Source organism: Micromonospora sp. URMC 107, from assembly GCF_051386315.1.
In the GTDB taxonomy this organism is placed as follows: domain Bacteria; phylum Actinomycetota; class Actinomycetes; order Mycobacteriales; family Micromonosporaceae; genus Micromonospora.
The window spans coordinates 23,055-38,675 of sequence record NZ_JBPQTK010000002.1 but is presented as its reverse complement, the minus strand read 5'-3'; the positions used below and the strand labels follow the sequence as shown (position 1 = coordinate 38,675).

Annotated in this window: 5 protein-coding genes and 1 pseudogene; 4 read left to right on the top strand and 2 right to left on the bottom strand. The window is 74.7% G+C overall.

Annotation, left to right across the window (positions count from 1 at the left end):
* Nucleotides 1-18 precede the first annotated feature (18 nt).
* The 4 genes and pseudogenes from ACSNN9_RS00740 to ACSNN9_RS00725 all read left to right on the top strand — a co-directional run.
* A pseudogene (locus ACSNN9_RS00740) lies at nucleotides 19-5,472 on the top strand (type I polyketide synthase); the annotation flags it as partial.
* 87 nt (nucleotides 5,473-5,559) lie between these two features.
* The gene (locus tag ACSNN9_RS00735; protein ID WP_436670679.1) at nucleotides 5,560-6,612 is read left to right on the top strand and encodes an ABC transporter ATP-binding protein; all 1,053 of its coding nucleotides are present in this window, start codon (nucleotides 5,560-5,562) and stop codon (nucleotides 6,610-6,612) included.
* Nucleotides 6,609-7,448, top strand: a complete 840-nt coding sequence (locus ACSNN9_RS00730) for an ABC transporter permease (RefSeq protein ID WP_436670678.1) — start codon at nucleotides 6,609-6,611, stop codon at nucleotides 7,446-7,448. The genes ACSNN9_RS00735 and ACSNN9_RS00730 overlap by 4 nt, the downstream gene beginning before the upstream one ends.
* 227 nt (nucleotides 7,449-7,675) lie before the next feature.
* The gene (locus tag ACSNN9_RS00725; protein WP_436670677.1) at nucleotides 7,676-7,846 is read left to right on the top strand and encodes a hypothetical protein; all 171 of its coding nucleotides are present in this window, start codon (nucleotides 7,676-7,678) and stop codon (nucleotides 7,844-7,846) included.
* Nucleotides 7,847-7,915: 69 nt separating this feature from the next.
* Here the strand turns inward: ACSNN9_RS00725 and ACSNN9_RS00720 are convergent, their stop codons facing one another.
* Nucleotides 7,916-10,732, bottom strand: a complete 2,817-nt coding sequence (locus ACSNN9_RS00720) for an AAA family ATPase (protein ID WP_436670676.1) — start codon at nucleotides 10,730-10,732, stop codon at nucleotides 7,916-7,918.
* A gap of 825 nt (nucleotides 10,733-11,557) precedes the next feature.
* Entirely contained in the window at nucleotides 11,558-14,416 is a 2,859-nt protein-coding gene (locus tag ACSNN9_RS00715) for an AAA family ATPase (RefSeq protein ID WP_436670675.1), read from the bottom strand.
* Nucleotides 14,417-15,621 lie beyond the last annotated feature (1,205 nt).

The following is a 15,621-nucleotide window of genomic DNA, read 5'->3' as shown; positions in this document are numbered from 1 at the left end:
CGCCCTGAGGAGCCCCCGATGAGTGTTTCACTGGACGAGGTCGTCGGCGCGCTGCGCGCGTCCCTGCTCGACAACCAGAAGCTCAAGCAGCAGAACCAGCAGCTCACCGCCGCGCTCAGCGAGCCGGTGGCGATCATCGGAATGAGCTGCCGGTTCCCCGGCGGCGTGGGGTCGCCGGAGCAGTTGTGGGACCTGGTGGCCGCCGGCACGGACGCGATGTCGGCGTTCCCCGACGACCGGGGCTGGGACCTGGGCGCGCTCTACGACCCCGACCCCGCCCGCGAGAGCCGGGGCACGTCGTACGTGCGGGAGGGCGGGTTCCTCTACTCCGCCGGGGACTTCGACCCCGCCTTCTTCGGCATCAGTCCCCGCGAGGCCCTCGCCATGGACCCGCAGCAGCGGCTGCTGCTGGAGACCGCCTGGGAGGCGTTCGAGCGGGCCGGCATCGACCCGACCACGCTGCGCGGCGCGCCCACCGGCGTGTACGCGGCGACCAGCAGTCAGGGCGACTACGCCGCGCTGCTCACCGGGGTCAGCGGCGGCGTCGAGGGCTACCTCGGCACCGGCAGCGCCGCCGCCGTGGCCAGCGGCCGGATCTCGTACGCCCTCGGGCTGGAGGGACCGGCGGTCACCGTCGACACGGCCTGCAGCTCGTCCCTGGTCGCGCTGCACCTCGCCTGCCAGGCGCTGCGGCTGGGGGAGTGCACCATGGCGTTGGTCGGCGGGGTGTCGGTGATGGCCACCCCGACCGTCTTCGTGGAGTTCTCCCGGCAGCGTGGCCTCTCCACCGACGGCCGGTGCAAGTCGTTCGCCGCCGCCGCCGACGGCACCGGCTGGTCCGAGGGGGCCGGCATGCTGCTGGTCGAGCGGCTTTCCGACGCCCGCCGCAACGGCCACCCGATCCTCGCCGTCGTGCGCGGCAGCGCCGTCAACCAGGACGGGGCGAGCAGCGGGCTGACCGCCCCGAACGGCCCGTCCCAGCGCCGGGTGATCCGGCAGGCCCTGACCAACGCGGGGCTGACCGCCGACCAGGTGGACGCCGTCGAGGCGCACGGCACGGGCACCACGCTCGGCGACCCGATCGAGGCGCAGGCGCTGCTGGCCACGTACGGCAAGGAGCGCCGCGCCGACCGGCCGTTGTGGCTGGGGTCGGTCAAGTCGAACATCGGGCACACCCAGGCGGCGGCGGGCGTGGCCGGGGTGATGAAGATGGTGCTCGCGATGCGGCACGGGGTGCTGCCGCCCACCCTGCACGTGGACGAGCCCACCCCGCACGTCGACTGGTCGGCGGGGGCGGTGTCCCTGCTGACCGGAGCGGAGCCCTGGCCGGAGACCGGGCAGCCGCGCCGGGCGGGGATCTCCGCGTTCGGGATCAGCGGCACCAACGCGCACGTGATCATCGAGCAGGCCGCCGAGGCGGACACCGCCAGCGCCCGGCCGGCCGGTACGCCCGCCCCGCCGGCCCCCTGGATCGTCTCCGCCCGGTCGGCGCCGGCCCTGGCCGGGCAGGCCCGGCGGCTGCTGGACCATCTGGCCGCCCACCCCGACCTGGCCCCGGCCGACGTCGCGTACTCGCTGGTCACCACCCGGGCGGCGCTGCCGCACCGGGCCGCGGTGATCGGCGACGACCCCGAGGGGCTGCTGGCCGGCCTGCGCGCGGTCGCCGAGGACCGCACCGCCTCCGGCGTGGTACGCGGGGTGGCCCGTCCGGCCGGCAGGGTCGCGTTCCTCTTCACCGGCCAGGGCGCCCAGCGCCTCGGCATGGGCGCCGAGCTCTGCCGCCGGTTCCCGGTGTTCGCCGCCGCCTTCGACGAGGTGGCCGGGGAGCTGGACCGGCACCTGGGGCGACCGCTGCGGGAGGTGGTCTTCGCGGACCCCGACTCGCCCGAGGCGGCGCTGCTGGACCGGACCGAGTTCACCCAGCCGGCACTGTTCGCCTACGAGGTCGCCGCCTTCCGGCTGGTCACCGCGTGGGGACTGCGCCCGCAGCACCTGCTCGGCCACTCGGTCGGCGAGCTGGCCGCGGCGCACGTCGCCGGCGTGCTGTCGCTGGCCGACGCGGCGAGCCTGGTGGCCGCCCGGGGCCGGCTGATGCAGCAACTGCCGGCCGGCGGGGCGATGCTGGCGGTGCGGGCGTCCGAGGCCGAGGTGATGCCGCTGCTCGACGAGCGGGTGGCGCTGGCCGCCGTGAACGGTCCCCGGTCGGTGGTGCTCTCCGGCGACGAGGAGGCCGTGCTCGCGGCCGGCGCACGGCTCGCCGCCCAGGGCCGGCGGTCCCGCCGGCTGCGGGTCAGCCACGCCTTCCACTCGGCCCGGATGGACGGCATGCTGGCCGACTTCCGGGTCGTCGCGGAGAAGGTCACCTGGCACCCGCCGACCCTGCCGGTCGTCTCCGACCGCACCGGCGAGCCGCTCACCGCCGCCCAGGCCACCGATCCGGGCTACTGGGTCGACCACGTCCGGGACACCGTCCGATTCCACGACGGGATCGCCACCCTGGCCGCCGCCGGCGTGGGGACCTTCCTGGAGCTCGGCCCCGACGGCGCCCTGACCGCGCTGGCCCGTGAGTGCCTGCCCGACGTCGAGCCGGCGGCCTTCGTGCCGCTCGGCCGCCGGGACCAGCCGGAGCCGGCCACCCTGCTCGCCGCGCTCGCCGCCGTCGACCTGCGCGGAGCCGGGGTGGACTGGCCGGCTCTCTTCGCCGGCAGCGACGCCGCCCGGATCGAGCTGCCCACCTACGCGTTCCACCACGAGCGGTACTGGCCGGACCCGCCCGTCGTCGACCTCGGCCAGCCCGCCGCACCCGGCGACGACGAGGAGTTCTGGGCCGCCGTGGCGGAGGACCAGCCGGCCGCGCTGGCCGCCGCGCTCGGCCTCGGCGCGGACCGGCACGAGGCGCTCGCCGAACTGCTGCCCGCCCTGGCGTCCTACCGGGACCGGCGGCGTCGCGGCTCCGAGCTGGACGGCCTGCGGTACCGCGCCGAGTGGACGCGCGTCGACGCGCCCTCCGCCGGCACCGCCCCGACGGGCGAGTGCCTGGTGGTGGCCGGGGCGGCGACCGACGCCACGGCCGTGCTGGCCGCACTGCGCGCCGAGGGCCTGACCCCGGTGCTCGTGACCGTGGCCGACGACCCGGACGAGATCGCCCGGGCCCTGCCCGCCGACGGCGCCCCGCCGGTCGTGCTCTCGCTGCTGGCGGCGGGGGAGCCGGCCCGGGCCACCGGGACGGCCGCGCTGGCCGCGACCGCCGCGCTCGTGCGGGCCCTGGGCGCCGCCGGCAGCACCGCGCCGGTGTGGACCGTGACCCGGGGCGCGGTGGCGGTCGGCGCGCACGACCCCGCGCCCGGCGTCGCCGGGGCGTACCTCTGGGGTCTGGGCCGGGTGCTGGCGCTGGAACAGCCGCGGCTCTGGGGCGGGCTGGTCGACCTGCCGGCGGAGCCGGACGAGGCCGCGCTCGCCGTGCTCGCCCGGCTCGTCGCGGCCGGCGGCGACGAGGACCAACTGGCGGTGCGCTCCGACGGGCTGTACGCGCGGCGGCTCTCCCGCGCGCCGGCCGGTGTCGCCGCCGACGCGGACTGGCGGCCCCGGGGCGCGGTCCTGGTGCACGGGGCCGCGGCGGTGCGCACCCCGCACCTGCTGCGGTGGCTCGCCGACCGCGGCGCGACCCACCTCGTCCTCGTCGGCCCCGTCGCGTCCGCCGGCACGACGGGCCGGGACGTCGCCGTCACCGCCGTCGACGACCTCGACGCGCTGCCCGAGGCGCTGGACCGGCTGGCCGCCGCCGGCACCGGAGTCCGCACCGTGCTGCACGTCGCCGACTCCGACGGGGCCGGCGACCCGGTCGCGACGCTGGACCCGCGCGACCTGGCCCATGCCGTGGCCGCCCGCACCGCCGAGGTGGAACTGCTCGACCGGATCTGCGCCGACCGGCCGATCGACGAGTTCGTCGTCTTCACCTCCACCGCCGCCGTCTGGGGCAGCGGGGGAGCGGCGGTCGCCGCCGCCGTCGGCGCCGGCCGTCCGGCCACCGTCGTCGCGTGGGTGCCCTGGGCGGACGAGGTCACCGACCCGGCGCAGCTGCGCCGCCGGGGGGTCCGTCCGCTTTCCACCGCACTGGCCGTGTCCGCGCTGCAGCAGGCCGTGGGGCGCGGCGACGACCAGCTCGCGGTCGCCGACCTCGACTGGCCCGCGTTCGTGCCGGCCTTCACCGCCGTACGGCCCAGTCCGCTGCTGCGCGGCGTGCCCGAGGCGGTGGCCGCCGCGGACCGCGACACCGGCTCCGGTGGCGAGGCGACCGACCCGGCCCGGGCGCTGCGGGACCGGCTGGCCGGCGTCCCGGCCGGTGATCGGCACCGGATCCTGCTGGACCTGGTCCGGGCGCGCGTGGCCACGGTGCTCGGGCACGCCTCGCCCGGGGCGGTCGAGGAGGACCGGGACTTCCTGGAACTCGGCTTCGACTCGCTGACCGCGCTGGAACTGCGGGACGCGCTGCGCCAGGAGACCGGGGCGGAGCTGTCGGCGACCCTGCTCTTCGACCACCCCACCCCGACGGCGCTGGCCCACCACCTGCACGGTCAGCTCGTCGGCGCGGACGAGGCCGGGGACTCCCCGGACGCCGCCGGGGGACCCGCCCCGCAGAGTGCCGGTGGCGGCCTGCTCGGCGGGCTGTTCAACCAGCCGAAGGCGCGCGAGGACCCCGCCGGGTACGCCGAACTCCTGGTCAAGCTCGCCCAGTTCCGGCCCAGCTTCAGCGAACCGGCGCAGCTCACCCGCCCGGCCGGCATCCTCCGGCTGGCCGAGGGGGGCGCCCCTGCGCAGTTGGTGTGCTGCTGCACCATGTCCCTGCTCTCCGGGGCCCACGAGTACGCCCGGCTCGCCGCCGGCTTCCGGGGGCTGCGCAACGTCTGGGCCCTGCCCAACCCCGGCTTCGGCGTGGGCGAGGAGCTGCCCGCCGACCTCGACGCCCTGCTGCGGGTGCACGCCGACACGGTGCTGCGCGCCGTCGGCGCCGGCCCGTTCGTGCTGGCCGGCCACTCGGGCGGCGCGATGGTGGCCAACCTGCTCGCCGGCGAGCTGGAGCGCCAGGGCCGGACGCCGGCCGCGGTGGTGCTCATGGACACCTACCCGGCGAACAGCGAGGTGCTCGGCGGGTGGGTGCCGCAGCTGCTCGACGGGATGATCGACCGGGACAGCGCGTACACGCCGATGGACGACTGGCGGACGACCGCGTGGGCCGGCTACCTGCCCCTGTTCCTGGACTGGCAGCCGACCGAGATGGCGGCGCCGACGCTGCTGGTCCGGGCCAGCGAGCCGTTGGGGGAGTGGGACGGCGAGGAGGACGGCTGGCGGTCGCGCTGGCCGTACCCGCACGAGGTGGCGGACGCGGCCGGCGACCACTTCAGCATGGTCGCCGACCGGGGGCCGGAACTCGCCGGCACGGTGCAGCGGTGGCTGACCGCGCGGGGCCTGTGACCGTTGCCGCCCCTGGTGTGCCCCTAGCGCCCCCTATCGGCACACGTACATCTATCGGACCGACGTTTCAGGACGGAGCATGACGACGTGGACGAGGCAGTGGTGGTCACGGAGCTGGTCAAGCGGTACCAGCCCAACATGCCACCGGCGGTGGACGGACTGAGTTTCTCCGTCGGCGCCGGTGAGGTCTTCGGCCTGCTCGGGCCGAACGGCGCCGGCAAGACGACGACGATCGGGGTGCTGACCACGCGGGTGCGCGCCACCTCGGGTCGGGCCCAGGTGTGCGGCGCCGACGTGATCGGCGCGCCGGCCGTCGCCCGGCAGTTGCTGGCGGTCGTACCGCAGCGGGTGAACCTCGACCGGGCGCTGACCGTCCGGCAGAACCTGCTGTTCCACGCGGCGTACCACCGCGTGCCCCGGGCGGAGCGCATCCGGCGGGCGGACGAGCTGCTGGATCAGATGGGGCTCAAGGACTTCGCGAACCACCGCACCGACTTCCTGTCCGGCGGCCTCGCCCAGCGCACGATGATCGCCCGTGCGCTGATGCACTCGCCCCGGGTGCTCTTCCTCGACGAGCCGTCCGCGGGCCTCGACCCGCAGTCCCGGCTCTTCGTGCACGACCGCATCGCCGAGCTGAAGCGGGCCGGGGTGACCGTGGTGGTCACCACGCACGACATGGACGAGGCGGAGAAGCTCTGCGACCGCGTCGGCATCGTCGACCACGGCAAGCTGCTCACGTTGGACACCCCGTCCGCGCTGACCCGTACGCTGCCGGGCAGCAGCACCCTGACCCTCGTGGTGACCCCCGGCGCCCCCGCCGAGGAGGTGCGGGCCGCGCTCGACGCGATCCCGGACGTGGAGCAGGTGGAACACTTCAAGGTGACCGCCCCGGCGCCTGCCGCCGCGCCGGCGTTCCCCGGCATGCCCGCGATGCCGATGCCCGCGCCGGCCCCCGACGCGCCCGTCGATCCGGACGCCCCGCTCTCCTTCCGGGTCTACACCAGCGGTCAGCCGGCCAACGCCATCCCGATGGCGATGAAGATCCTCGCCGACCTGGGCTGCGAGGTCCGTGACCTGAACATCGGCCAGCCCAGCCTGGAAGATGTCTTCATCCACCTGACCGGAAGGGAACTTCGGTGAGCGTCGCCGCCCCCGCCCCCCCGTCCGCGCCGTCGCCGGCCTCGTCGCCGCCGCCGGTGCGCGCGCTGGACCAGTTCGCCACGTTCCGGGCGGTGCTCTCGCGGGACCTGTTCGTCACCGGCCGGGAGCTGGTCGGCTTCCTGCTCCAGGTCTTCATCCAGCCGCTGTTCATGCTGCTGATCTTCGGCAAGGTGCTCAGCGACCTGGGCTACGCCAGCGACGACTTCAGCAACGTGCTGCTGCCCGGCGTCATCGCGCTGAACGCCTTCCTGATCGGGCTGGAGAACACCGCCCTGCCGATGATGATGGACTTCTCCTTCACCCGGGAGATCGAGGACCGCCTCCTGGCGCCCATGGCGATTCCGCTGGTGGCCCTGGAGAAGATCGTCTTCGGCGGCATCCGCGGCCTGATCGCCGGCGTGGTGCTGATCCCGGTCGGCATGCTCATGCTCGGTGTCACCTGGCCCTGGGCGGTCGTGCTCAAGGTGATCGGGGTACTGGCGATCGGCGCGCTGGTCGGCGCGGCGGTCGGCCTCGCCTTCGGCACGCTGGTGCCGACGCAGCACATCCAGATCATGTTCACCGTGGTGATGACCCCGCTCATGTTCACCGGCGCGACCCAGTTCCCGCTGCTCGGCCTGGACTCGCTGCGCTGGTACCAGGTGATCTGCGCGCTCAACCCGCTGACCTACATCAGCGAGGCGACCCGGTCGCTCGTCGGCCCGCCGGGGGTCGAGTCGCTGCCGCTCTGGCTGTGCATGTGCGTCCTCGCCGGGGTCTTCGTGGTGTTCTCGATGATCGGCATGCGTGGCTTCATGCGCCGCGCCATGGACTGACGGAACAGCGGCTGAACCCGACCACCTGAACAGTCCTCGACAGGCCGATGGCCCGAGCCGCTCCCGCGGCCCGGGCCATCGGCGTCCAGGTGACCGGTTCCGGCCCGCCTGGTCCGCCCCCACCGCTGGTTCCGCCGACGGGTGGCGTCGACCGAGCCGGGTCCGCCCCGGGGTGGCCGTCGCCGTCGCTGTCCGTCGAGCGTGCCGACTCGCGGAACGTCGAGGACGTGCGCCCGCCGAGCTCGAGCGACCTGCTGGGTGAGGAGACGTTCGCGTGGGCGGAGCTGTGGAGCCGGCGGATGCGTCAGGCCGGCGGGGTCACCGCCGCCGCCGACCTCGTGCTGCGGCACCGCGACGAGGCGGAGGCCCGTCGTACCGTCGGGCTGGCCGTCGGCTGATCTCCCGGCTGTCGTACGCGCCGAAGGGGCGCGGTGGGTCGCACCCACCGCGCCCCTTCGGCGTCTGTGTCAGGACGCGGCGCCCTGGGTCTCGTCGGCCAGCGCCTCCGCGTACGCGACGAGCCGGGACGGCAGGTCCGTGCGCCGCTTCACGTCCAGCTTGCGGTACACCCGGGTCAGGTGCTGCTCGACCGTGCTCACCGTGATGAAGAGCTTGCTGGAGATCTGCCGGTTGGTGTGCCCCTGGGCGGCCAGCGCGGCGACCCGGCGCTCGGCGTCGCTCAGCCCGTCGTCGGGCTCCTGCAACTCGGCGGCGGCCGGGTACGCCGGCAGCCCGCTGCCCGGCTCCCGGCGGATCAGCCGCTGGGCCAGCACCGACGCCCCGCAGTCCTGGGCGAGCTGGTAGGCCCGGCGGACGAGCAGCCGGGCGCGGGCGGAGTCCCCGGCACGTTGCAGCGTCTGACCGGTGTCGCCGAGGGCCCGGACGAGCTCCAGCCGGTCACCGCTGGACTGGAGCAGGTTGACCGCCTCGGAGAGCAGCTTGCGACGGTGGTCCTGGGCGGCGGTGGTGGCGAGCAGCCGGAGCGTACGGCCCCGGGTCCGGTCGTCGACCCCGTGCGGCACCCGCAGCTGCTCCTGGAGCAGCTGCGTGGCCTGAGCCTTGTTGCCGACGCTGAGCTGCACCCGGGCCAGCTCCAGCCGCCACGGCACCAGCCCGGCCGCGTCGATGCCCCAGGCGCGCATCAGCTCGCCGCACCGCCGCAGGTCGGTGGTGGCGGCGTGTGGCCGACGCACGGCCAGGTGGTGCCGGGCCCGGGCGGCCAGGTAGTGCAGGCCCAGCGGGGTGCGGAACATGCCGGGCGGGACCGGGTGGGCGAGCCACCGGTCGGCCTCGGAGAGCCGGCCCGACTCGGTCGCGCAGGCGACCAGCGTGGCCAGCGGGCCGGCGACCGCCACTCCCCAGGCCGGGGCGGGCATGTCCTCCAGGGCCGCCCGGGCGTGGTGCTCGGCGCCGGGCAGGTCGCCGACGCGCAACGCGGCCTCCGCCCGGACCGCCCGGATGACGGCCCGCCACACCGGGGCGTGCTGGGCCACCGGCCGGCCGAGCAGCACGTCCCCCCAGACCGCGGCCCGGTCGGACCGACCGGCCCAGAGCAGCGCCAGCAGGGGAGCGGTCAGCAGACCCAGCGCGCCGTCGTCCGTGTGGTGGCGCTGGAGCAGCTGCTCGGCGGTGGCCACGGTGTCGTTGTCCGCGGCCGGCGTCAGCGCGGTGCCGAGCACCGTCACCGCCTGGAGCAGCGGGCTGATCGTGGTCGGCGCGCTCGCCGCCCGGCTCCAGGTGCTCGGCGTCTCCCGCACAGTGGTCAGGTGGTCCGGGTGGGAGAGGGAGACCAGCAGCTGCATCATCCGCAGGCGACCGGCCAGGCCGCCCGAGCCCTGCTCCTCGTCCGAGGAGAAGGCGCTGACCGCCTCGGTGGCCTCGTCCACCCGGCCCTGCCAGAGCAGGTAGGGCACGGCCGACAGGCCCGCCTCGGTGGACCACCCGGCGGCCCGCGCCTTCTCCACCAGCTCGGTCAGCTGCCCGTTCACGGTCAGCGGGTTGATCTGCCAGCGGGCGTTCACCAGCATCTCGGTGGTGGCGGTCCGCTGCTGCTCGTCCACCGGCGCGCGGAAGACCAGGCGCAGACACGCGGCGGCCACGTCCGGCCGGCCCGACGCCAACGCGTGCCCGGCGGCGTCCTGGAGCACCGGCACCATCCAGGGCGCGCTCGTCGAGCCGGCGGCCACCAGATGCTCGGCGACCACGCTCGGCTCGGCGCCGTGGTCGTGCAGCACCTCGGCGGCCCGCTGGTGCAGGCTCCGCCGTTCGTCGGCCGACATGTCGCCCAGGATCGAGCGCAGGATGCGCGGGTGGCGCAGCTGGTCGGCCTCCATCAGGCCGGAGGTGCGCAGCACCCGTACCGCCGGGGCCGTGGACTCGGGCACCACGTCGAGGAGATGGCCGAGCAGCTCGGCCGGCGCGGGCCGGTCGAGCACCGCCAGCGCCTGGGCCACCCGGCGCACCCCCGGCTCGTGCCGGTAGAGGCAACCGAGCACGGCCTGGTCGAACGCGTCGCCGACGACCGGGCCGTAGTCGTCGCTCATCTCGCCGTCGGCCCGCTCCTCGAGCAGCGCCCGGGTGAGCAGCGGATTGCCGCCGGTCATGCGCACGCAGAGTTCGGCCGTCCTCCGGGCCTCGGCGTCGTCGGCTCCGCCGCCGACCAGCCGGGCGATGGCGTCGACGGTCAGCGGTGGCAGGCCGATCCGGGAGAAGTGCGGCTGGCTGAGCAGTTCGGCCCGGAACAGTGGGTGCGGCGGGCGCAGCGTCGACGCCTCCGCGAGCACGACCATGATCCGGGCGTGGCGCAGCCGGCGGGTCACGTAGAGGAGGCAGTGCAGCGAGGCCGGGTCCGCGTGGTGCACGTCGTCGACGGCGAGGACCAGGGGACCGGCGTTGGTCAGGTCGAGCAGGGTGGCGAAGAGGCCGTGCAGCAGGGGTGCCCAGGCCCGGTCGCCGTCGGCCGCCTCACCGCCGGGCTCGGGCAGCGGTACGGCGAAGGTGGCGTCCCGCATCAGCTTCTCGACCCGCGCCGTCGCCTCGGGCGTGAGCCGGGCGCTGTGGAACAGTTGCCCGATCACTCCCAGGTGCAGCCCGCGTTCGGCCCGGGAGCCGGCGGCGCTCATCACCTGCCCGCCGGCGCCCGCCGCCCACTCGCTGAACGACTCCAGCAGGCTGGTCTTGCCGCTCCCCACGGCGCCGGTGACCAGCGCGACGTGTCCGCGCTGCTGGTCCTCGCACGCGCGGAACGCGCGCCGGAGACGGGTCGTCTGTTCCTCTTGCTGCACCAACACCAGCGTGTCAGCCCTTCTCGTACGCGGCGCGGAACCGGGAACCCCGGTGTGACCTACGCCGCCTCCCCCTTGCCGGACAGCCGCCCCTCCACCCGCGTCTACCGGGTAGGGGTGGAGCGCACCGGGCCGCCGTGCCGGGTGGACCTGGAAATCTTCCGCCGGACCGGGGTTGTCGCCGTACGGTCCGCGTGTTGAGGCGAGTCTGGCACCGGCGCGGGTGTGCGACAACGGGCGCGAGACCCCATCGTTTCGCGCACAAACCTGCGGCTCTGAACCGCATTTAGGGGTTGCGCGATTCGCGGTGAGGGGTATCCGACCCGGCCTGGCGGGGGAGGTGACGACACGATGTGTGGCTGGTGTCGGGTGTGTGGCTCGATGGTGTCACATCAGGCGTCGCGGCGCATGCCCGCCGGCACGGAAAGTGGCCGCGAGCGGACTCGCGGCGACGGGCGGCGGCGGCGACCGGCCGGGCATCGCGGGGCTGTGCGGGGGAGAGGCCGACGACGAACGGCGGACGAGGGGTGGGTCCGCAGTGGACGGACCGCGACGATCGGCGCAGGGCAGGCGAGGTCCGCGTGGACGGCCACGACGACCGGCGGAGGCGAGGTCCGCGTGGACGCCGGCGACGCTCGGCGGAGGCGGAGATGGAGGCCACGGTAAACGGCCGGCGACGGTCGGCGGGAACCGGGTTCACCGGCCGGCGAACGATCGACGGTGGCGCGGGCCGAGGGGGGACGCCCGGACGGCCGGAACGGTCGCGACTGCCGGCGGCGGCCGGAACCCGGGTGGGCGGTGGGCCGGGTGGGCGGCCGGCGGCGGTCAGCGTAGCCGGGGTCCGTCAGGCCGGCGGCCCGGGTCGCCGGGGCCTCGCGACGGTGGGTCCAGGACCGTCGCGCCGGGTCGGTTCAGGCGCAGCCGGGCGGCCAGTTCGCTGCGCGAGTTGACGTCGAGCTTGCGGTAGATGCGGGTCAACCGCTGCTCGATCGCACTGACGGTCAGGAAGAGCTTCTCGGCGATCTCGCGGTTGGTGTGCCCCTGGGCGGCGAGGGTGGCGACACTGCACTCCGCGTCGGTCAGCCCGTGGACCACGGCCGTCGTGTCGGGGCGGCCCTCGGCGGCACCGTTCCTGGCGGTGGGGGCGCCGGGCCGCAGCGTCGGGATGCCGCACTCCTCGGCGAGCAGCCGGGCCGACCGCGACGCGACGCGGGCCTGCCGCCGGTCGCCGACCTGCTGGTAGGCGTGCCCGAGGTCGGCCAGGTTGTGCGCCAGCTCCATCCGGTCGCCGCACTGCCGCAGCAGCCGGACGGCGCTGCGCAGGTGCGGGATCCGGTCCGGCCCGTCCTCCGTGGCGGCCAGGACCCGCAGGGCGGCGGCCCGGTGCCGGACGTGGACGGGGCGCAGCCGGGCCAGCTCGTCGCGGACCAGCCTGCCGGCCTGCTGGCGGCGGCCCATCCGGAGCAACGCCCGCGCCGACTCGGTGCGCCACGGGACGAGACCCGAGAAGTCCAGCCGCCAGCGGCTCATCAGCTGTCCGCAGAGCTGGAAGTCGGCCAGTGCGGCCTCCGGGCTGCCCGCCGCGAGGGCGTGCATCCCACGGGCCTGGAGGTAGTGCAGCCCGATCGGGGTCTCGAACATCGCCGGGGGCACCGGCATCTGGATGCAGGCCGCCGCCGCGTCGAGCTGGTCCATGAAGGTGAGGGCCCGGATCCGGACGGCGAGCGGTATCCCGATCACCACGCCCCAGCCCTTCGGCGAGAGCTGACCCAGCGCCTCGTCCGCCAGCCTCTCGGCTCGGGGCAGGTCGCCGAGCCGTCCGGCGACGGTCGCCCGGAGGGCCGTGAGCAGCGCCGACGGGGTGGGGTAGCGCGGCGTCGCGGGATCGCGGCCCAGCCGGTCGCACCAGTCGCCGGCCAGGTCCAGCCGGTCGGCGTAGATCATGGCGATGAGGGCGCAGACGGCCGTCCACATGTTCGGCTCGTCGTCCAGCCCGGTGGTCGACAGCGCCCGCTCGGCCTGCTCGACCGCGCTGGCGTCGCCGCGGTCGAGCACGGCGGACAGCAGGGTGGCTCCCGCGATCCCGCGCTTGACCTTCGCCAGCGTGAGCGGGTCCCGGGCGGCCACGGTGGGCGCGGGGCGGTCGACCATCACCCCGGGGTAGAGGGTCGACATCCAGCTCGTGGTGACGAGCAGTTCGGCAGCGGACCTCGGATCGGCGCTGTCCGCCCGTTCGCTCAGGTGGCTGACGAGCTCGACGGCCTTGTCGATCTCACCGTGCCAGAGCAGGTACTGGATGGGACCGGCGGCCTGCTGGCTGCCGAGGTGCCCGGCGCGGATGGCGGTGACGACGCCGACCAGGTGGGGGATCGCGGCCTGCGGGTCGAGGCGCCACTCGGCGCGGACCAGCGCGGAACGGATCCGCGCGCGCAGGCACTCGCCGGCGCAGCCCCGGTGCGCGCGGCGCAGGTAGCGCAGCGCGGTCTCCACCTCGCCGTCGAGCAACGCCTGCTCCCCGGCCTCCAGCAGGGTCTGCGCCATCCAGGGCTCGGCGAGCTCGTCGATCCCGACCAGATGGGGCGCGATCCGGGCCGGGGCCGCTCCGTCCTCGTGCAGCAGGCAGGCCGCCTCCAGGTGCAGCCGTGCGCGTTCCTCGGCGGTCGTTCCGTCGATCACGGCCTGGCGCACCGCCGGATGGCGCAGCCCCTGCGCGGTGATCAACCCCGCGCTGGTCGAGTCGTCGATCGCGCCCAGCGCGGCCCGGGACCGTACGTCGACGAGCTGGGGCAGCAGGTTGCCGTGCAGCGGCTCGCCGGTCACGGCCAGCACCCGGGCGGCATTGAGCACCAGGTGGTCGCAGCGGTACAGGCAGCTCAGCACCGCCTCCCGGAAGGACTCCCCGGCCACCGGGCGGTCGGCGGGCCGGGGCGCGTCGGCCTGGTCCTCGGCGAGCGCCTGCACCAGCAACGGGTTGCCGCCGCTGATGCGCTGGCTCTCCTCGGCGATGGTCCGGGCGACCGGCACACCGAGTCGCTGGGCGAGCAGCTGGAACGTCCCCTCGGCGGTGAGCGGTGACAGCCGGATGCGCTGCAGCCTCGCCGGTTGCAGCAGTTCGGCGTGCACGTCGGGACGCCACGGCCGGGTGCGCGGCGCCTCCGTCAGGACGATCAGCACGGGCAGGGCGGAGATCCGTCGGGCCACGTAGTCGAGGCACCGCAGCGACGGCACGTCGGCGTGGTGGACGTCGTCGACCGCGATGACCAGCGGCCCCTGCGTGGTCATCTCCAGCAGCGCGCCGCCGATCGCGGCGGTGGCCAGGGCCGTCTCCTCGCGGTCCGTGTCGTCGGCGTCGGTCCAGGCGAGGGCACCCGCGTCCAGTAGCCGCTCGAGGCGGGCCAGGGTGTCCGGACTGCCGGCGCCACTCAACGGCGCCGCCCGGACGAGTTGCCGGATGACCTCGAGCGGGACGGTGCGTTCGGCGCGGGAGGCACTCGCGCCGAGGACACGCGCTCCGGTGCCGCAGGCCCGCCGGGCGAAGGCCTGCAACAGCGTGGTCTTGCCGGAGCCGACCGGACCGGTCAGCACGGTCACCGTCCGCTCGGTCGGGGAGGCGCCGTTTCGCCACAGGTCCGCCAGCCGGCTCTCCAGCAGGCTGAGCTGGCACGACCGTTCGATCAGCTCCATGGGCGTGGCCCCTGAGGGAGGGTGTGGTGCGCGGTCACCCGACGAGCCGTCCGCCCTGCACGGCCCTGGAGCTCGACGAAATCGGAGACCGGCAATTCTTGACCCATTCCATTATTAGCAAATATAGACGACCATCGAGAGAAGTCGGCGAAACATCGACCGACATGATCGGCTGGCGACCCCGGGTCGCCCCCTGCCAGCGTCGGCGATAATTCCCCACCCCTCCGGGTCGGTCTCCCCCTATCGACCACTGTGATGGTGGGAGTATGGCAGTCCGGCAATTGGGCGGCAAGCCGAGGTTTGTAAAGGATGGGCAAACATCGGGTCTATGTCGCCGCCGGTCCGGCCGGGCCTTCGATGCGCGTTTGACAGCGGAAAGTCGTCGCGTGATCTCGTAACGTGACAGGACGCATTTGTGGCCCATTGGTCCCGCCCTTTTCGGCCCGCTCGGCGATTGGCGGGCGCGATCTTGCGTGCTAGGGGCCCGGTTCCCGTCTGTGCCTCCGCCCCTCGGCGGGGCTCCGGTCCGCCGTCCGTCGGCGCCGGGACCGCCCCTGTCGCCGGTCCTGCGGGCGTCCCCCCGGACGTGGGGCGAAGTCCGGAGACCATTCGGGTAAGCGCTGCTCAACTCAGTGTCAGCATGGCCGGCTGCGGCCCGGTGGCCGCGCGCCACCGCGGCTCGGCGACGGGACCCCGCGCCCGGGGTGGACGGCGCGGCCGGCCCCGCCGGCCCGGGTTCTGGAGGGCTGGTCCGACCCCGGTGGGTGGGGAGGCAATGAGAAGGATTCCCGATTGTTGCTTGGTGAGACATCGCGTGGCCGAAGTGCGACCGCGGGCCGCCGAGGCCGGGCGGGGATCGGGACTCGGCGCCATCGTCCGGCCCGTGACCGATTCGGACCTTTGGGAAATTAAACGATTATGTTGTTAAAAAGAATTATGTGCCCAGGGTCTGTTGGTGGACGTCGGCGCCGCTGTGTGAATGACGGAATGCGATGCCGGAAAAGCGTGGCCCATGCCAATGTCCGTACGGCTTATCCGGGCTGATCGATAATTCGACCGCAAAAGTCATCTCCAATGTCCGTCACTCCCGTGGAGCCGTTGTCCATCCTGTGTGTCGGCCACGGGAAGGACGGTCGGGCCTGCTGTCGCCGGAGGAGGACCGAAATCCTGTCCTACCTGGCCTGTCAGCGTCGGCAGGGGACCCG